Source organism: Anaerobacillus arseniciselenatis (genome assembly GCF_001865995.1).
In the GTDB taxonomy this organism is placed as follows: Bacteria; Bacillota; Bacilli; order Bacillales; family Anaerobacillaceae; genus Anaerobacillus; species Anaerobacillus arseniciselenatis.
This window is the reverse complement of record NZ_MLQQ01000042.1, coordinates 72,395-92,353: the sequence shown is the minus strand read 5'-3', so window position 1 is coordinate 92,353 and position 19,959 is coordinate 72,395. Positions and strand designations below refer to the sequence as shown.

Here is a 19,959-nt window from a genome sequence, read left to right as displayed (position 1 = left end):
TTACATTTTAAAAAATAAAAAGAGGTAAACGATGACGTTTACCTCTTTTATTATTCAGGCTTTAGCGTGCTTATTCATTTGTTGAATGGCTGCCTTCTCAAGACGTGACACTTGCGCTTGAGAAATGCCAATTTCATCTGCGACTTCCATTTGAGTTTTCCCTTGGAAAAAGCGCATGTCTAATATCATTTTTTCCCTCTCGCTTAATCGTACCATGGCTTCTTTTAAAGCTATTTCTTCGACCCATTGAATATCTTTTTGTTTTTCATCACTTATTTGATCCATGACATAAATTGGGTCACCGCCATCGTTATAGATTGGCTCAAATAATGATACAGGGTCTTGGATCGCATCAAGGGCAAAGACAATATCCTCTTTTGGAACATTTAATACTTTAGCAATTTCTAAGATCGTCGGTTCGCGATCTCGAGATTTTTCACTCATTAATGAGTCTCTTACTTGTAATGCCTTATAAGCAATATCCCTAAGCGATCTAGAAACTCGAATTGGATTATTGTCACGTAAATAACGTCGAATTTCCCCTATAATCATCGGTACTGCATAAGTCGAAAATTTCACATTTTGACTTAAATCAAAGTTATCAATGGATTTCATCAATCCAATGCAACCTACTTGAAATAAATCATCAACGTATTCCCCACGATTGTTAAAACGCTGAATAACACTTAATACTAATCTTAAGTTTCCGTTGATTAGCTTTTCTCTTGCTGTTTCGTCACCACTTTGAAGTTCTTCAAATAATTGGCGCATTTCTTTGTTCGTAAGTACTGGCAGTTTGGCTGTGTCAACACCACAAATTTCAACTTTATTTCGTGTCAATTCTTTCCCTCCTTACAGGAGTTGATGTACAAGTGTAAGTATCTCCTCTGGTGGGAAAAATATGCACTACTTCACGTACGTGGAAATTACTTTTTCGTGAAATCATTGATAAACAAAGGAGTAAACGGCTAAAAAATTTTTTAAAAAAATAAATGCTGAATTTTGAGTATAATTTCTTGAATTAATGGGAAATGAGCTTATACTCCCTCATTAATTCAACTCTCAAAATTCAACATTCATCAACTAAACCATTTTATTAAATTCTTTTCTTAAACGTTTAATAATTCTTTTTTCTAACCTTGAAATATACGATTGGGAAATCCCTAATAAATCAGCTACATCCTTTTGGGTTTTTTCCTCTCCACCTGCTAAACCGAAGCGAAGTTCCATAATTTGTTTTTCTCTTGCATTTAACGTGTGAAGTGCTTTAACGAGTAATTTACGGTCAACTTTTTCTTCCATTCCTTTTGTAATGATATCTTCCTCTGTTCCTAATACGTCAGAAAGAAGAAGTTCGTTCCCATCCCAATCGATATTAAGCGGTTCATCAAAAGAGACCTCTGAGCGTATTTTATTATTCCTTCTCAAATACATTAAAATCTCGTTTTCAATACACCTCGACGCATAAGTAGCAAGCTTAATTTTCTTTTCTGGATTAAACGTATTAACCGCCTTAATTAATCCAATGGTTCCAATACTAATTAAATCTTCAATATTAATTCCTGTATTTTCGAACTTTCTCGCTATGTAAACGACCAAGCGTAAATTTCGTTCAATCAGCATCGATTTTACCGCTTTATCTCCAGTAGGTAATTTACTTAATAAGTGCTCTTCTTCATCTTTTGAAAGTGGTGGAGGGAGTGCTTCGCTTCCACCTATGTAATAAATTTCATCTGCTTTAATACCTAATTTCATTAATAGTTTGTACCACATTAATGTCAATTTTAATTTCAGTTTTTGCATTTATGAACCTCCTAAAGTTTTTAGAACATCATACTTAGCGAAGAACCGTTATGCGCTTTTCCCTTGTACAAGCATTTGAGGATGGAGTATACAGTGAAAATCGCCATCTGATGATAGATTAGTAAAGTTTAACCCTAAAACAACATTATTACATTGTAACTGTTCACCTTTTTGTAATGTAATTACTACTCGATCTGGTTTTACGCCGATAATAAACTGGTTGACTTGGCCGACACCTCGATAAGGAATAATACATAACTTTTCTTCCCACCCCTTATTGATTGAAAAAGAAGAGTCTCCAATCATTTCTGGATGTTTGGCTTGCTCGACTATATCTTTAGGGAATTTATTTTGCATTTCGTTCATATCTATTATCATAACAGGCCTTTTCGTAAGTGGATCTTGAAGTTGATTGCCACTATCAATTAACCCTTTTAAATGGAATTCAATTTCATTAATGGCAAGAGCAACATCTACAATCTCATCGTACTTAATTTTTCGAACTTCAATTTGCTCAAATCTTTTTTTGGAAAAATACCAAAGGATAGGAAATCCGATAATTACTAATAGCCAGCTTAAAGGTGTCCCTAATCCCGTAGACTTTGTTGAGACTACTCCATTCAAAATGACCATTTCGTTATTGAAAAAGTAATGTAGTGCAATAAGTCCACCTCCGCATATAAAGCTAACGAAATAAAAGGTTAGGAGATTTTGAATAAAGTAGGAAAATTTCTTGAATCCAAAAGTAACAACAACTATACATACTGAAAGAACTACCTTAAAAACAGGATGATAAAAAAGTGCGCTATAAGGTGTTAAAAGTAAAAAAATAATACTTGATGCCAACAGAGATCCTAATAGTATCCTCCACTTTACTAGAGTTCTCTTTAAAACGATTCCTGTCAATAATAGTAATAACAAATCAATACAAAAATTTAGAAACCATATGACATCTAAATATATAGCCATATGTTCTCCTTTCTAAAAAATGAAATAGTTCTTAAAGTGTGTGTTCAAATAAGGATAATCAATTCCAAATTTCCGAACATCCTCTAAAAGATTTGAGACTAGTATATATCAAATCTTATTTATAAGTCTGTCAGTTTATGCCGATAGAATAGAGGAAATTTTAGTGATTTTTCACTTTATTTGTCGCATACCGCTTAAACGCTGTGAAAGCACAGCATGCCACCAAGATTAATTTCAAACAAAACGCTCATGAAGATTTAATCGTCTACATACAAAAAGACATACTCGTTATGTTGATCACGATTACGTGACCAACATTTTTGAGTATGTCTCAGGTTATAATTTAAGAAAGTACACTATTTTCGACAAGCATTTGTATTTTTCTAATTATCGATTTCTACGATTTCTTAAGAAAGTTGGTATGTCCAACGTGTCTATCGACTCTTGTTGAGCTTGTCCTTGCGGTTTTCTGTCGCTTACATGAGTTTCCTCATGTTGTACTGGAGCTTTTTTCGTTACACCAGCTTTTACAGGTTGTGTTGGTTTTGAAATTTTCATATTTTCTTGATCACTAAACCCTGTAGCAATGACAGTTACGATAATTTCATCTTTAAGATTTTCATTAATGACAGATCCGAAAATCATATTCACTTCTTGATCAGATGCACTTGATACAATTTCTGCTGCCTCATGGACTTCATAAAGGCTTAAGTTCGTTCCACCTGTAATATTCATGAGTACGCCTTGCGCACCATCAATTGAAGTTTCTAATAAAGGACTAGAAATTGCTTTTTTTGCGGCTTCTGATGCACGATTTTCACCTGTAGCAACGCCGATCCCCATTAAAGCTGACCCTTTATCACTCATAATTGTCTTCACATCGGCAAAATCAAGGTTAATTAAACCAGGTACAGCAATTAAATCTGATATACCTTGAACACCTTGTCTTAATACATTGTCTGCCTCACGAAACGCTTCTAACATTGGTGTATTTTTATCAACGATCTCTAATAAACGATCGTTAGGAATCACAATCAATGTATCTACTTTTTCTTTTAAGTCGCTAATTCCTCCTGCAGCTTGAGTCGATCGTTTACGACCCTCAAATGTAAACGGACGAGTAACGACACCAACGGTTAGGGCGCCAATTTCTTTAGCGATTTCAGCGATTACAGGTGCTGCACCTGTACCAGTTCCTCCACCCATTCCAGCAGTGATAAATACCATATCTGAACCGGATAAAATCCCTTCGATATGCTCTTTACTTTCTTCCGCCGCTTTTTTACCAACCTCTGGATTAGCACCCGCACCTAAACCACGCGTAAGTTTTCCTCCAAGTTGAAGCTTATGCTCTGCTTTTGACAAGTGCAGTGCTTGTGCATCTGTATTAACAGCAATAAACTCAACACCTTGCAATCCATTTTCAATCATTCTATTAACGGCATTACTTCCGCCACCGCCAACACCAATAACTTTAATTTTTGCTAACTGGTCCATATCCATTTCAAACTCTAACATTATAAGGTCCCCCAATCAATCATGTCTCCACGAATAAAATCCATATTTAAATTACTCAAAAAATACTTTAAACCAACTAGAAACTTTCTTTTTTACATTCTGACCTTGGGATGTATCCTTCTTTTTAGAAGGAGCTTCATTTCTTTCTTCCGCTTCTTCATGCTCCAAGTTTCCTAGTGTAGTTGCAATTTCTTTACCTTGAATTTTCCCATTACGATGGGCAAATTGGATTAAGCCAACCCCATTCGTATACTGAGGCTCACGCACCCCAATATAATCAGGTATTGCAATTCTAACACTATTTTGCAAAATTTCTCTAGCTAATTCTAGTATACCAGGAATTTTTACAGTTCCACCAGTTAAAACGTACCCTCCAGGTAAATCCCCGTATCCTAGTTTATAAACTTCACTTTCAATTAGTTGAAACATCTCAGCTAATCTAGGTTCAATAATATATGATAGCTCGTTTTGTGAAAACTCCTCTTTTTGATCGCTACCAATTTTCGTCACTTTAAACATTTCTTCTTTTGATGCTAAGTCAATGTGGGCATGTCCATACTTCTCTTTGACTCGTTCAGCTTCTTCCGTGGAAATTCTAAGTCCGATAGAAATATCATTAGTAATATGATCCCCACCAATCGGAATTACTGATGTAGCTTGTAAGTTGCCTTGTTCGAAAATAGACACAGTCATTGAACCTCCACCTATATCCACAAGAGCAACACCTAAACCTTTTTCATCTTTTGAGACGGCTACAGACCCGCCTGCTAAAGGTTGTAGACAAATATCAGCAATTGAAAGTCCAGCACGCTCAACACAACGTAATAAATTATGTAAAACCGTTTTAGAACCTGTAATTATCGTTCCTTCCATTTCAAGACGTACACCTATCATCCCTCTTGGATCGGTAATTTCATCTAATCCGTCAACAATAAATTGCCGCGGAATTACATCTATAATTTCTCTTTCGGGTGGAATAGAAAAAACTTGAGCAGCGTCAATGACTCTACTAATATCTTCTTCTCCTATTTCACGATCTGCACTAGAAACTGCAACAACTCCGTGACACTGTTGAAGTTGTACATGGTTACCTGAAACACCAACAATAACATTCTCAATTGACATACCTATCATTCTTTCTGCTTGTTCAACTGCCTTGCGAATGGAACGAACAGTTTCATCAATATCAACGATAGAACCTTTTTTGATTCCTTCAGACACTGCATTACCTACGCCTATGATATTTAATGACCCATTAGTAATTTCTCCAATAATTACTCGAACATTAGATGTACCGATGTCTAAACTTACATAAGTTTCCTTGTTGTTCATTCTTTGGCACCTCCTTTAAATAATAAGCTTATAGTTCCGTTTAAAACAACCCCGTATAAGGATAATATTAGGGAAGGAAAATATACATTTGTACATCTATGGGAAACTTGGCGAGCCTAGTCCTTTTAAGAGCAGGCAAGCCTTAGTTTCACTTATACTTAAAAATTTAGAGCTTTTTAATAGGATGAATATCATAATTACCTAAATTGAGCCATATCAAACTATATGTAGTTACGAACGCATTAACGCAACTACATATAGTTACTTAATGGCGATAATATAAAATATGAAATTCATTGAAAATAATAAAAAGGTAAATTTTTTCTATTAATAAGTTAGTATTCAACAAATAGTTTCCATTCCCTTTTTTTTTTGTATAAACTTTCGAATTCTTTTAATAAATTATTGAACATTTTGGTGCGTTTCGTTCAATTTTCGGTTTGTCTATCTTGTTTTGCCGTCCATTTCGAAAGGAGTATGCGACGAATAACGGCGATATTATTAAATAAACGCACACCAAAAGCAAAAATAGCAGCTAAATATAAGTCTACACCAAGATGAACACCTAGAAAAGCCAAACCTGCGGCCAGTAAAATATTGGAGAAGAATCCAGTTACAAACACTTTCTCCTCAAACGTGTTTTGCAAGTGAGCTCGTATTCCACCAAATAACGTATCTAAAGCTGCCAAGACAGCGATGGACAAATAATTAGAATATATTTCAGGGATCCTAAATTCTGTCCAAAAGCCAAGTAATAAGCCGATAACTAACCCAACAAATGGTAACCACATTTTATGATTCCTCCTTTATTGGTTGTAAGTGGCGAATACGTAATGGCTGCTCGTATTCAGGTAATGTTATAAAATTGATCGGCGTTGATGTTATACTTAAGTTTTCAATCGCAAAGTACTCAACAGATTCAGAAACAATCATTTCATGATGAAGCTTTTCGGCTTCATTTGCAAGCACATATACTTTCAGTGGCAAATTTGGTATCCTTCTTGCATTGACGTGTGTAACATTATTAACATCCCTAATCGCCGACGTTGAAATAATTCTTTGATTTCCGATCGCTATTTCCTGCGCATTGTGAATGTTTAGCTCATTAATTAAAAACCTTAATAAATGGGCAGGTACTGTTTGCGGAATGAAACCATAATCAGTATACATCGGTTTTATCTCTAGAATAATACCTTCTCCACTTACTGCCGTTAAACCTGCGCGTTCTTTTAAATCGTTGATTGCATCTAACATTGCACCTTCTATATTATCTCTTTGCTTAAGTTGATTTAATAATGTTAATTGCTTCTCAATTTCTTGGTTCAACTCTTGTTGACGCTCTTTTTCAATCCGTAAATCTTGTCTTAATTGCAAAATATCTCGTGTATCGCGAACGACAGGTTCATTTGTCGTCTTAAATTGAACGGCAATCATAAAACCAATAATGGTCGTAACAATCGCAAAAATAAGCATACGATCTTTCACAAACATCACCCTCTCTCTGATAAAAAAGGATCCATTATAATAAGTTCCTTCTTTTCAATCTTTACTTCAACTTGATCAGAGAGCAATTGATCCCTTACTCCACCTGGCAAATGAAGCGAATCGTGAAGTTTATCCGGATCACCAATTGCGGTAATAACGAAAGGGGCAAAAGACGTATTTCCGTCAATTCGTATTACAGGCCCTACACATTGTATATAGGATTGATGAGAAATCCTTTGACCATTAATAGCAATAGCCTCTGCTTGTGTAACTAATAATTCATGGATTACTTTTTGAATATGGCCTTCATGAACAATGTAGAAATTAGGATTTTCACCGTCCGGAACATAATCAGCATCACTTAAGGTCACTTCAATCCCAGGCCCTTTTACTCCAACAGATCCTGTAACCATCCTAAGTTTATCAAGATCTTCTACTAAGTTAAAATACGCTCTTTCTTGATAAGCAATCTCTTCTTCAATCGTATTAATTTCAGCCTGAATGGCTCTAAGTTCTTCGGATAAATTTCGATTTAGAGATTGCTCAAACAATACTTGGTTTCTTAATTCATCCTCTTTATTCCACTGCCTCTCGGTAATAACTTGGCTATTTTGACCTTCATTTGCAAACTGATATGATAAGGCGACAATAAAACCCGTTATAATCAACACAAATGAAAGGATAACGTGATTACCCTTCACTTTCAATTGTTTCTTCCTCCTCATTAACAAATTGTTCGAAATAAGGATTCATTTTCATATGAATAATACCTCTTTTTTCCGGGTCTAGCTCTTTAACGATAGCTGGATAATCTATAATCCTTTTAGAAAAGTGACGTATTGTAGAGCTAACTTTAAAACCATCATTCATATAAAGAGTTATTCTTAAAGGGTCAGCTTCTACAGGAGTATAATAAATTTCTGAGATTCGATGGATGATGCTCTCAGGTAAGTTACTTAATTCGGCAGCCATTTCCGTTAATTCGTTGTTTGTCTCCCAATCCATTAACAACGGAGCATCTGAAGGGAAGTAATTTATAGGTAATTCTTGTAAAATTTCACCCGTTTCTAAAATCGGAAAAAACTTATTATCTACAGCTAAATACGCGACTCTTGAATACTCTTTAACATTAATCTGAACGGTGTGAGGGAACTTACGCTTCACACTTACTTCACTTATCTCAGTAAATGCACCTATTTCTTCAATAATTTTATTACTGTTTATTCCCCAAAAGCTTGTCCCATCTTTTAATTCACTTAACTTTATAATTTGATCATCTGATATATAATGATTACCTTGAATTTCAATTACCTGTACATTACTTAAAGGTGATTGAAAATATATAACAGTAAGTAATAAAACGAAAAAAAATGACAGATATAAAATCAATCGTCGGTTTGCTCTTTGTTTTCTTTCGTTTTTAAGTTTTGGAATTCGATCCTCTAGGGTTACGACCTTTTTTTGATCCATAACAACTTCCTCCAATGAATGTTATGTCAAAATATTATTAGTGCACGTTACATCCATTTATTATACTAGCTTCTTATTTCTGTGTAAAAAATAAATCTTTCTACAAAATCCTGAAAACGGCATATTAATATGCCGTTTTCAAGTCAAAGCAATGCGCTTATATCATTACGTTTACCTATTCTATAAATGTACCATAAAAACCTATTTATTTACATTTATTTTTAACTTTTTTCACCAATTAATTCAACCTCAGTCTCCATTTGAACTTGGAATTTCTTATAAACTTCAGCCTTAATATGATCTATTAGTCCTAGTACATCACTCGCGGTCGCGCCACCGATATTTACAATGAAATTTGCATGTATCGTAGAAACTTGCGCACCTCCAACTGTGTAGCCTTTCAACCCAGCTTCCTCTATTAACTTCCCTGCATGGTGAGGTAATGGATTGCGAAATACGCTTCCACAGCAAGGGAAATCCCACGGTTGTGTTTTTTTACGATATTCTTTATTTTTTTGAATTTCAGCAACAATATCTTCACGGTTACCATTTCGCAACTGAAAAATTGCCTCGACGCAAATCCCTTGATCTTTTTGCAGTCTTGAGGTTCGATATGAAAAGTCCATTTCGTCATTATTATACCAAACTTGTTTACCATTCGGATATACAACCTTGGCCTTCTTTAAAATTTTCGATATATCAGATTTATGAGCTCCGGCATTCATAAATACAGCACCACCGACGGAGCCTGGAATCCCCCCTGCAAACTCTAATCCCGATAATCCTTTTTTACTTAACATTGTGGCAAGTTTTATTAATGAAAAACCTGCACCAACTCTTACTTCTTCGCCGTTTACTTCTAAATGATCTATACTATCACTTATTTTAATCACTACACCACGAATTCCTTTGTCTGATATTAACAAATTAGAACCGCGTCCAACTATAAATACAGGAACATTATTTTTTTTCAAAAGCGAAATTGTTTTCGCCAAGTTAGTTTCATCTTTTGGAATAACTAATACTTCAGCAGGACCACCAATTTTCCAAGTAGTATGGTTCGCCAACAGTTCATTTTCTTTAATTTGGCCTACATTAGCTTGTTGTAGTTCTTTTATAAGTTGATCCATAAAATCCTCCCAAATGAATATTTCCTATAAATTAAATTTTTATGAACTTCGGTTTTCCAACAGCTTTTGCATTAACTCAAAAATTTCTTTGGCTGCTTCTGGTTTCCCTAGCTTTAAAGCAGATGTATGCATTTCATTCCACTGTTGATCATCGTTCATTATTTGATCAATTTCCTTCAATAGTTCGTTACCGGTCATTTCTTTTTCAAGCTTTAAGATTGCAGCATTTTTGTTACTTAATGCCCTTGCATTCTTCTCTTGATGATTGTTAGTCACATAAGGGCTAGGAATTAATATACTTGGTAAACCAACCGCAGTCACTTCCGCTAAAGTAGTTGCACCGGCCCGAGCAACGATCAACTGTACATTTTTTAATACCTCAGGCATATTATGAATGAATGGCTGTATTTGAATATTTTTAGGACTTCCTTGTTTTTTCACCTCTGCCATCACATTTTCATAATGAACTTCTCCAGTAACATATAAAAATTGATAGTTTCTCGTTCCAGCCTCATTTAAAACTTCTAAAAATGCATCGTTAATTGGCCTTGCCCCTCGACTACCACCGACGATAAGTACTGTTTTTTTATCTTTATTTAATCCAATATCAGTGAGCCGATCTTTTTCTCTTACAAGTGCGGCTTCTGTAGCCCTCGGATTCCCTGTATAAACAACTTTATTTTCAGGAAAAAATATCCTTGACTCCTCAAAAGAGATCGCTACTTTACTGACATAACGACTTAAAAATTTATTCGTTAGTCCAGGTACACTATTTTGCTCATGGATGACCGTTGGAATTTTTAATTTTGCAGCAGCATAAACAACAGGACCACAAACATAACCACCAGTACCAATTACGACATCTGGTTTAAACTGCTTAATCATTTTTTTAGAATCAGATACACCTTTTAGAAAACGCATCACCGTCTTCATATTGTCTAATGAAATCTTCCGCTTAAAGCCGGTAATATGAATTGTTTTAAAAGGTATTCCTTCCCTTGTTACTAAACTACTTTCTAATCCTTTCTCAGTTCCAATATATAAAAACTCGGCACTCGGCTCTAATTTTTTAATTTCGTTTATAAGCGCTAATGCAGGGTAAATATGCCCACCTGTACCACCACCACTAACAATTATTCGCATAATAACTGACACCTCCAACTAAAAAATGGAATTCTATCCATCTCTCCATTATATCTTATTTTAATTGTAAATATCACACTAAAACAAAAAAAGCCCAGTTAATTTAGGGCTCCTTTAGGGAGTTTTGAATTTTGAGTTTTGAGTGTTGAATTTTGAGTTACTGTATGCTCATGCTTCGAAGCTTTACCTACACAACTCAAAACTCTTCACTCTTAACTCAAAACTACTAATAACGGGCATACCGACTTATATTCAACAAAACACCAACGGCAACGAGCATTAATGTTAGTGATGATCCACCGTAGCTTAAAAACGGTAAAGTGATTCCTGTTACCGGCATAAGTCCAATAACTACTCCAATGTTTATCATTACTTGGATCGCAATGACACCAATAATTCCTACAGCAAACAAACTACCAAACAAATCTGGAGCACCTAGCGCAACACGAATTCCTCGCCATAATAATATACTAAATAATAAAATAACAAACGTACCGCCGATAAAGCCAAGCTCTTCTGACAAAATAGCAAAGATAAAGTCTGTTTGAGGCTCAGGTAAGTAAAAAAACTTTTGTCTGCTTTCTCCTAAACCGAGCCCCATCAACCCTCCAGGACCGATTGCATACAATGATTGAATAATTTGAAAGCCACTTCCTAAAGGATCAGACCACGGATCTAAAAACGAAGTAATTCGTTTTATACGGTAAGGCGCTGAAATAATAAGCGCAGCAAAACCCGCGAGACCAATCATTCCTAAACCTACAAAATGACTTAATTTTGCACCGGAAACATAAATCATTACAACACAAGTGCCAACCATAACAGCTCCAGTTCCTAGATCGGGCTGAAGCATAATTAAACCGAAGGCTAAAAGAACTAAAGATAAAGAAGGTAGAAGACCTTGCTTAAACTTGGTAATTTTCTTTTGGTTCTCAGATAAATATTTAGCTAAAAAAGCAATCATCGCAAACTTCATAAATTCAGACGGTTGTATTGAGAAGGCTCCAACTCCTAACCAACTTTGCGCTCCCCCTCTAACGAGCCCAACTCCCGGAATCAAAACGACAACGAGTAAAATAAAGCAAATGACAACTAATAATTTAGCATGTTTTCGCCACGTCCAATAATCAACATTCATTATAATAAACATCGCTACAACACCTAAGCCAGCAAAGAAAAGTTGACGCTTAGCAAAAAAGAATGCGTCGTCAAACTTATATGTAGCCCAAACAGCACTGGCACTATAAACCATGATCATTCCAATCGCTAATAAAGTAAGTGTTGTAATAATTATAATAAAGTCTGGTGTTGTTTTAGATTTAGGCAATGTGGAACACCTCATTCATTTTTGAATTTGGGCAAGCCCCTATTACCTATATGTATGCAGGTGCCGGTGATACATGTCCATTTATTTTTCTAATTTATAAACGGATTCAATGAATGTATCTCCTCTTTCTTCAAATGTTTTAAACTGATCCCAGCTAGCACACGCCGGTGATAGTAAAATGACATCTCCACTTTGCGAATGTTCATAAGCAATATTTACGGCTTCATTCACATTGTTAACCGTTTCAATAAATGTCAACCCAGCTTTTTTAGCAGCTAGTGCTAATTTTGGGGCTGTTTCTCCATAAACAACAATACCTTTTAATTTTTCAAGGGTCGGAATCAGTTCATCAAAATCATTTCCTCGGTCTAGTCCACCCGCAATTAAAATTACCGGTTGCCTAAAAGCAGAAACAGCCACTTTTGTTGCTAACATATTCGTTGCTTTAGAATCGTTGTAAAATTTTCTTCCGTTAATGGTTGTGACAAATTGCGTCCGGTGTTTAACACCGTTAAACGAAGATAGTACCTCAACGATTTTTTCTGTTCTAGCCCCAGTAACTTTCGCTGCACAAACGGCCGCTAAAATATTTTCTAAATTATGAGCTCCTGGAAGAACAATTTCTTCTAATGCAATAATCTTTTCATTGTTAAAATAAACATAATTATCGAAAATGTACGCGCCTGATTCAACGATTTTATTTACTGAAAAAGGGATTTTTTCACCCCTAACATTTGCAGATAATCTCATGACATCGTCATCATCCGCATTAACAATTGCGTAATCGTCGCTATAAAGGTTAGCGAAAATTTTAGCTTTAGCCGCTCCATATTCCTCTCTTGTTCCGTGATAATCTAAATGGGCATCAAATAAGTTTAAGAAGACGGCGACTTTCGGATGAAAGTTTTCAGTCCCCATCAGTTGGAAGCTAGAAACCTCAGTAACAATAATATGATCCGTTGTTGCTGTTTCCGCAACCTCACAGGCCACTGTTCCTATATTCCCAGCTATTAATGGCTGGCGTCCACTGTTTTTTAACATTCCATATACAAGCGTTGTCGTCGTCGTTTTTCCATTCGAACCTGTGATCGCAATCATTTCTGCTTCAGAAATCATGTTTGCAACTTCAACTTCTGTAACCACCGAAATCCCTTTCCTAATTGCCCCACTTATAAGAGGGTTAGAATAAGGGATACCAGGATTTTTGACAACTAAATCAAAATTTCTATCAAGTAAGTCCATAGGGTGTCCACCACAAATAACTTCAATTCCCAATTGATGCAACTCGCTCGCCTGAACGTTTTCCTCAAGTGGCTTTTGATCATTAACGACCACTTTTGCTCCTAACTTGTGAAGGAGTTTACTTGCAGCTAACCCACTTTTGGCAAGCCCAATGACTAAGATTAATTTTCCGGCATATAATTGTTTATTTTTCATTTAAATCCACACCTCTAAGTAAATTCCTAGTACAGCAAACACTAAGCCGACAAGCCAAAAAGTAACGACTACTCGCCATTCAGACCATCCTGATAACTCGTAATGGTGATGAAGTGGACTCATCTTAAATATGCGCTTTCCTCTTGTTTTAAAAGAAATGACTTGAATGATCACAGAAAGTGTTTCAATGACGAAAACACCACCAATGATCACGAGTAAAATTTCCATTTTTGTTAAAATTGCTACTGCGGCGATTGCACCACCTAAGGCTAACGAGCCAGTATCACCCATAAACACTTTAGCTGGATGAGCATTAAAAACGAGAAAACCTAGTACTGCTCCTACAACTGCTGCACAAAATAAAGCAACCTCTATTTGTTCAGCGTTAAAAGCAATAACAGCATAGGCACCGAAGGCAATTGCAGCAGTTCCTGCAAGTAAACCGTCTAAACCATCTGTTAAATTAACCGCATTTGAAGCCCCAACTAACATGAAAATAATTAATGGTAAATATAAAATGCCAATATCTATTCCGAAATCGGTTCCTGGGATCGCAATCTCAGTTGAAAAATTTAATTGATTAATAACAATATAAAAAATGACGGCTACGATTAATTGTCCAATTAACTTTTGTTTAGACGTTAATCCTAAATTACGTTTTAAAACTACTTTAATAAAGTCATCTAAAAATCCTAAGATACCAAAACCTACAGTGACAAGTAATAGTAAATAGATTTCAACAGTTAAATATGAATATTGCGCTACCATTATAATCGTTGCTATAACAATAGCTAGTAAAATCATTACTCCACCCATTGTCGGAGTCCCACTTTTCTTTTGATGGGACTTCGGTCCTTCTTCTCTTATACTTTGACCGAACTTTAACCTTCGTAAAAAGGGGATAATGATTGGTGATAAAGCTACTGAAATAGCAAAGGCTACAACTAATGTAAAAAACAGAAAATTATCGGGCATATTTAATCCCTCCTTCCTACGTACATATATCAGTGGAGAGTGTTTCTAGCTTCATACCACGAGAAGCTTTAATTAATACGACACTTCCATCCGTTAGTAAATTGATTAAATCACCTTTTGCGTGATCTTTTGTTTTATATGTTTTAATTTCAATTTTATCTTTATTTTTTTTCATTAATGCCTCACTTATCCAAGCACCTTTTTCACCAATGGTTATAAGATGTGTAATCGGTGCTGTGATCACTTCTGCAACTGATTCATGTAATTGTCTTTCATCTTTCCCTAGTTCATACATATCCCCTAACACGAGTATTCTTCGTGAAAAACCTTTAAGTTGCTTAATTGTCTCAATTGCGGCTCTCATTGACGTAGGACTAGAGTTATATGCGTCGTTTATAATTGTTGAGCCATTTAGCCCAGCCTTTTTTTCCATTCTCATTCCAGTTAACGTACAGTTGTCTAACCCTAATTGCATTGTATGTTCACTTAATCCTAAATATTTCCCAACAGCTAACGCAAATGTTGCGTTTTTAACATTATGCTTACCTAAAAGTGGTAAAGAGAAATGTAAGTTGACGTTTATCGAAAAATTAGTGCCTTCAGCCGCTTGTTCAATATTAGTAATTTTAAATTCGTTACCATCATTATAACCACACTTTAACGTATTTAGATCACGAGCTGTATGCAGTAATGGTTCATCTCCGTCAATAATTAAAACCCCATCTGTCTTCAAGCCATCAACAATTTCAAGCTTGGCTTTAGCAATGCCCTTCCTACTTCCTAGCTGTTCGATATGGGACTCACCAATATTGGTAATAATTGCAATATCAGGCTTTGCGAGCTTACTTAAAAAAGAAATCTCACCAAAATTATTCATCCCCATTTCAAGTATAGCCACTTCACAGTTGATAGGCATTGCTAAAATTGTTAACGGTAAACCAATATGATTATTATAATTTCCGGATGTTTTATGCGTAATAAATTTTTTCGAGAGAACTGCTTCTAATAAATCTTTCGTTGATGTTTTCCCATTACTTCCAGTTACACCGACTACTTTAGGGCTTACCTTTTGTAAATATATGCTAGCTAACTGTTGTAATGCTTTTAACGTATCTTTAACAAAAAAAATAGGAAAATCGCCATTTAAACCTTTAGGAACAGGTCTACTTTCGTCCCATAGGGTTGCAATAGCGCCATTATCAATCGCACCTTGTAAAAATTCGTGACCATCAAAGCGCTCACCGATAATAGGGATAAAAAGGCCATTATTTACTTGATTACGACTATCGATAAAAACAGAGTCTATATTTTTTTCTGTATCAATATCACCTGTAGATTTCGTTGCTATTTGTTTTAAAAAATTTATATTAAAGCTCATTACTACCGCGCTCCTTTATCGCCTCACTAGCAACTAAGCGGTCATCAAAGAAAATCGTCTCTCCTCCAATGATTTGATATGTTTCATGCCCTTTTCCAGCGATGACAATCACATCATTATCGTTTGCTCTTTCAACGGCGTGTGTAATCGCTTTTTTACGGTCGACAATTGAAATATGACTACATTCTTCCGTTAGACCTTCTTCCATGTCTTTAATAATTTGTAACGGCTCTTCACTTCTAGGGTTATCAGAAGTCAAAATTACATGATCTCCTAATTCACTGGCAATCTTCGCCATAATTGGACGCTTCGTTTTGTCTCGATCTCCGCCACACCCAACGACAACATAAACCTCGCCTTGAACAAACTCTCTTACAGTTAACAACACATTTTCTAAGCTATCTGGAGTGTGAGCATAGTCGACAATCACTGTAAAAGGTTGTCCTTCATCAACTAGTTCAAATCGGCCAGAAACACCGTCAACGGTTTGTAACGACTTAATAATATCATCGAGAGGTAACCCGTCTACAAGACATGTAGCCATTGCGGCTAAAGCATTATAAACACTAAATTTACCAATCATCTTTAATTGTACCGATTGCTTTTCTCCAAATGCTTCTACTTCAAAATACGTTCCTTGAGCAGTGATTTTTATATTTTTAGCTATAACATCACATTCATGTTCAATTCCATATGTAACAATTTGAGCAGCGGTCATTTTCTCGTATTCTTTAGATGCAGGATCATCTACATTTAAAACAGCTATTTTCCTCTGTTTATGACAATACGTATTTCCTAACTGGGCAAATAACAGCCCTTTTGCATGCCGATAAGCGTCCATCGTTTCATGATAGTCTAAGTGGTCTTGAGAAAGATTCGTGAATACAGCGATGTTAAAATCACAACCTCTTACTCTTCCGAGGTGAAGGGCATGACTAGACACTTCCATAATCGCTGTTTCAACACCTTGATCAACCATCTTCCTGAAACTTTGTTGTAAGGAAATAGACTCTGGCGTCGTATTTTTCGCCTCTACTTTCTCATTAGCTATTTTCATATACATCGTTCCAATTAAGCCTGTTTTAACACGGGCATCCATTAAAATTTTATCGATCAAGTGGGTTGTAGTCGTTTTCCCATTGGTGCCTGTTACGCCGATCAGCGAAAGTTTCGTTGTCGGGTGATCGTAAAATACATTTGAAATTACCGCCATGGCCCGTTTTGTATCTTTTACGTAAACAACCGGTACATCAACATCTAATTGCTTTTCGGCTAAAATGGCCACGGCACCTTTTTCTATTGCTTGATGTGCAAAATCATGTCCGTCTACTGTATATCCTTCAATACAAATAAATAGACTTCCGTCTTTCACTTGGCGGGAGTCCATTTCAATTGTGTTAATAACAGGATTGGAACTATTACTTTTCGAAAATTGCTGCAAGCAGCAAACAAGTTCATTTAGAGTCATCATTTCCATTAACCTCACAATCATTTAACTTATCTCTAGCGTAGCTATTAATCGCAGTTTTTAAACTTTAAAATCATCTATTTTTACATACAAACGCTCATGACGATATAGCCTAGATTGTAAATGCCGGCCGAATTCTCTCGCTTCGCTTTAAACTTCTATCGAATTTTAGAGGCTCTCTCGAGAACTCGGCCGGTCATTCCCCCCTACAAAAAAGCTTTCTGCGGGACACCGTCACCATTTAATATGTAAAAATCGGGCGATTTCCTTCTCTTCGCTGTAAACCTCTATCGAGTTTTAGAGGCTCGTTCAGGAAAGTCGCCCTCCTTTTTTTCATCAAAACTTTCATGACCATCACCATCTTAAATGTAAATGCCCGCCAAACTCTCATAACAGTTCATCATTACCTAATATCAAAAACACTAAGATAATACTCCGAAGCGATACTTTCATCAACTCAACACTCAAAACTCTTCACTCAAAACTCAAAACCCAAACACATAGCTACATTTTAATCGTCATCACTCGTTTTGTCACCTAATAAAATACGTATTGTTGAATTTTGGGCTACTTTCAACCCTGGATCAGGCGATTGCGCTAACACTGTATCTCCCTCACCGCTAACATCTAACCTTAATTCGTAATATGCTTGATTTATTTCTCTTCTTGTTAGTCCTACTAAGTCGGGAACTTTTACTAACGGTTGATCCGTCCATATACGTTCTTTTTCAATTTGATCTTCACGTTTTTCGACCCCCATAGCTCTTAAGCTATCACCAATGATCTTACCAACAATTGGTGCTGCAACAACTCCACCGAATTGGACCGTCTCTTTCGGGTTATCTATTGCAACGTAAATAACAATTTGTGGATCATCTGCAGGAGCAAACCCTATGAACGATACAATATGGTTATTCTCTAAATAACGGCCGTCCACTGCCTTCTGAGCCGTACCTGTCTTTCCTCCAACGCGATAACCATCAACGAAGGCGCCTTTACCTGTCCCTTTCGCTACCACATGCTCTAGTGCGTATCGTACTTGTTCACTCGTTTCATCAGAAACTACTCTACGCTTTAATGTCGGTTGGGTTAAATGTAATGTTTCTCGGGTGAGTGGGTCTATCCACTCTTTTGCGATATAAGGCTGGTACAAGTACCCCCCATTAATAGCTGCAGAAACAGCGGTCACTTGTTGTAATGGTGTAACAGATACCCCTTGACCAAAAGCAGTAGTTGCTTGTTCTAGTGGACCGACACGATCACGATCAAATAGAATCCCTTTTCCTTCACCTTGTAAATCAATTCCGGTTTTTTCTCCAAAACCAAAATCATCTATATAGTCAAAAAGACGGTCTTTACCTAACCTTTCTCCTAAAACAACAAAGCCTGGGTTACAAGAGTTTTGAACGACCTCTAAAAACGTTTGATGACCGTGCCCACCTTTTTTCCAACACCGAAGTCTATGACCAGATATTTCAATCGAACCACTATCGTTATAAGTATCTTTTTCTAAGTCGACTTCTCCTTCTTCTATGGCCGCAGCTAATGTTATAATTTTAAACGTTGACCCCGGTTCATATTGCATCCAAACAGGTTTATTTTGATTGAACACCTCTGGTGGAACGTTCCGAAAATTTTCTGGATTATAATCTGGTCTGCTAGACATCCCTAAGATTTCTCCAGTATTCGGATTCATGGCAATTGCAATCGCACCATCAGGCTTATAAATCGCTTCTGCAATATCAAGCTCACGTTCAATGATTGTTTGAACATTGGTATCGATCGTAAGTCTTAAATCTAATCCATCTACCGGAGGTGTATACTCATCTGCTAAATTAGGCATTCTCCTACCTTTTGCATCAGAGAAAAATGAAACATGCCCTTTTTGACCACTAAGCTTGTCATCATAATAAAGTTCGATTCCCGTTAAACCTTGGTTATCAATACCTGCAAAGCCAAGTACGTGTGATAAATAACTACCAAACGGATAATGACGCTTATTATCCTCTGCGATATAGACACCCGGAATCCCTAAAGCTCTAACTTCGGCAGCTAGCTGATTATTGATTTTTCGTCCTTCAGGGTTAATTCGAACAATCGACTCATTTTTAGTAAGTAACGAATATACTTTTTGATGATCCATTTGTAATACACTAGCTAACCTTCCTGAATCCTCAGCAGGATTTTTAATTTGTCTCGGAACGATTAAAACCGAAGGAGCACTAATATTAGTAGCTAACGGTACTCCATTGCGATCTAAGATCTCCCCTCTATTTGCTTCAAAAGGAATATCTCTACTCCACAAATCTTCTGCACCGTCGGTCAATTCGTCCCCTAACGCAAATTGCACATATCCTAAACGCAAAGTAATAACCATAAAGAATAACAAACCAAAAGTTAAAACGAAAACTAAACGTCTCCGTACAGTAACATTTGAAACACGCACGACACAATCCCCCTTAATATAGGTCACATTTGTAGGCTTGTTCCAAATGTATGCTTGTACGAAGTAAAATAGACTAAC

At 36.2% G+C, this 19,959-nt stretch carries 17 protein-coding genes; all 17 read right to left on the bottom strand.

Annotation, left to right across the window (positions count from 1 at the left end):
• Positions 1–54: 54 nt before the first annotated feature.
• The gene (sigG, locus tag BKP35_RS15135; protein ID WP_071314206.1) at positions 55–840 is read right to left on the bottom strand and encodes an RNA polymerase sporulation sigma factor SigG; all 786 of its coding nucleotides are present in this window, start codon (positions 838–840) and stop codon (positions 55–57) included.
• A gap of 243 nt (positions 841–1,083) precedes the next feature.
• Entirely contained in the window at positions 1,084–1,803 is a 720-nt protein-coding gene (gene sigE / locus BKP35_RS15130; RefSeq protein ID WP_071314205.1) for an RNA polymerase sporulation sigma factor SigE, read from the bottom strand.
• 48 nt (positions 1,804–1,851) lie between these two features.
• A complete protein-coding gene (gene spoIIGA / locus BKP35_RS15125; RefSeq protein ID WP_071314204.1) occupies positions 1,852–2,772 on the bottom strand; it encodes a sigma-E processing peptidase SpoIIGA in 921 nt (306 codons plus the stop codon).
• Between the two features lie 387 nt (positions 2,773–3,159).
• Positions 3,160–4,290 carry a cell division protein FtsZ gene (gene ftsZ, locus BKP35_RS15120; RefSeq protein WP_071314203.1) on the bottom strand — a complete coding sequence of 377 codons (1,131 nt, stop codon included), beginning with the start codon at positions 4,288–4,290 and terminating at the stop codon, positions 3,160–3,162.
• Positions 4,291–4,341: 51 nt separating this feature from the next.
• Positions 4,342–5,622 carry a cell division protein FtsA gene (ftsA, locus tag BKP35_RS15115; RefSeq protein ID WP_071314202.1) on the bottom strand — a complete coding sequence of 427 codons (1,281 nt, stop codon included), beginning with the start codon at positions 5,620–5,622 and terminating at the stop codon, positions 4,342–4,344.
• A 428-nt stretch (positions 5,623–6,050) separates the two neighbouring features.
• Positions 6,051–6,413, bottom strand: a complete 363-nt coding sequence (locus BKP35_RS15110) for a small basic family protein (protein WP_071314201.1) — start codon at positions 6,411–6,413, stop codon at positions 6,051–6,053.
• 1 nt (position 6,414) lies between these two features.
• Positions 6,415–7,107 carry a DUF881 domain-containing protein gene (locus BKP35_RS15105; RefSeq protein WP_245741980.1) on the bottom strand — a complete coding sequence of 231 codons (693 nt, stop codon included), beginning with the start codon at positions 7,105–7,107 and terminating at the stop codon, positions 6,415–6,417.
• Positions 7,108–7,112: 5 nt separating this feature from the next.
• Positions 7,113–7,808, bottom strand: coding sequence for a DUF881 domain-containing protein (locus BKP35_RS15100; RefSeq protein ID WP_337959652.1), 696 nt, complete (start codon positions 7,806–7,808; stop codon positions 7,113–7,115).
• The gene (locus BKP35_RS15095) at positions 7,798–8,577 is read right to left on the bottom strand and encodes a cell division protein FtsQ/DivIB (protein WP_071314198.1); all 780 of its coding nucleotides are present in this window, start codon (positions 8,575–8,577) and stop codon (positions 7,798–7,800) included. The genes BKP35_RS15100 and BKP35_RS15095 overlap by 11 nt, the downstream gene beginning before the upstream one ends.
• A 221-nt stretch (positions 8,578–8,798) precedes the next feature.
• Complete coding sequence (murB, locus tag BKP35_RS15090) at positions 8,799–9,707, bottom strand: UDP-N-acetylmuramate dehydrogenase (RefSeq protein ID WP_071314197.1); 909 nt, start codon at positions 9,705–9,707, stop codon at positions 8,799–8,801.
• Between the two features lie 39 nt (positions 9,708–9,746).
• Complete coding sequence (gene murG / locus BKP35_RS15085) at positions 9,747–10,850, bottom strand: undecaprenyldiphospho-muramoylpentapeptide beta-N-acetylglucosaminyltransferase (RefSeq protein ID WP_071314196.1); 1,104 nt, start codon at positions 10,848–10,850, stop codon at positions 9,747–9,749.
• 226 nt (positions 10,851–11,076) lie between these two features.
• Complete coding sequence (gene spoVE / locus BKP35_RS15080) at positions 11,077–12,192, bottom strand: stage V sporulation protein E (RefSeq protein WP_071314195.1); 1,116 nt, start codon at positions 12,190–12,192, stop codon at positions 11,077–11,079.
• Between the two features lie 66 nt (positions 12,193–12,258).
• Complete coding sequence (murD, locus tag BKP35_RS15075) at positions 12,259–13,614, bottom strand: UDP-N-acetylmuramoyl-L-alanine--D-glutamate ligase (protein WP_071314194.1); 1,356 nt, start codon at positions 13,612–13,614, stop codon at positions 12,259–12,261.
• Complete coding sequence (gene mraY, locus BKP35_RS15070; protein ID WP_071314193.1) at positions 13,615–14,589, bottom strand: phospho-N-acetylmuramoyl-pentapeptide-transferase; 975 nt, start codon at positions 14,587–14,589, stop codon at positions 13,615–13,617.
• Between the two features lie 16 nt (positions 14,590–14,605).
• Positions 14,606–15,967 carry a UDP-N-acetylmuramoyl-tripeptide--D-alanyl-D-alanine ligase gene (locus tag BKP35_RS15065; RefSeq protein ID WP_071314192.1) on the bottom strand — a complete coding sequence of 454 codons (1,362 nt, stop codon included), beginning with the start codon at positions 15,965–15,967 and terminating at the stop codon, positions 14,606–14,608.
• Positions 15,957–17,435, bottom strand: a complete 1,479-nt coding sequence (locus BKP35_RS15060) for a UDP-N-acetylmuramoyl-L-alanyl-D-glutamate--2,6-diaminopimelate ligase (RefSeq protein WP_071314404.1) — start codon at positions 17,433–17,435, stop codon at positions 15,957–15,959. The genes BKP35_RS15065 and BKP35_RS15060 overlap by 11 nt, the downstream gene beginning before the upstream one ends.
• 511 nt (positions 17,436–17,946) lie before the next feature.
• Positions 17,947–19,881 (bottom strand): stage V sporulation protein D, encoded by a 1,935-nt coding sequence (locus BKP35_RS15055; protein WP_071314191.1) that lies wholly within the window; start codon positions 19,879–19,881, stop codon positions 17,947–17,949.
• Positions 19,882–19,959: the final 78 nt, after the last annotated feature.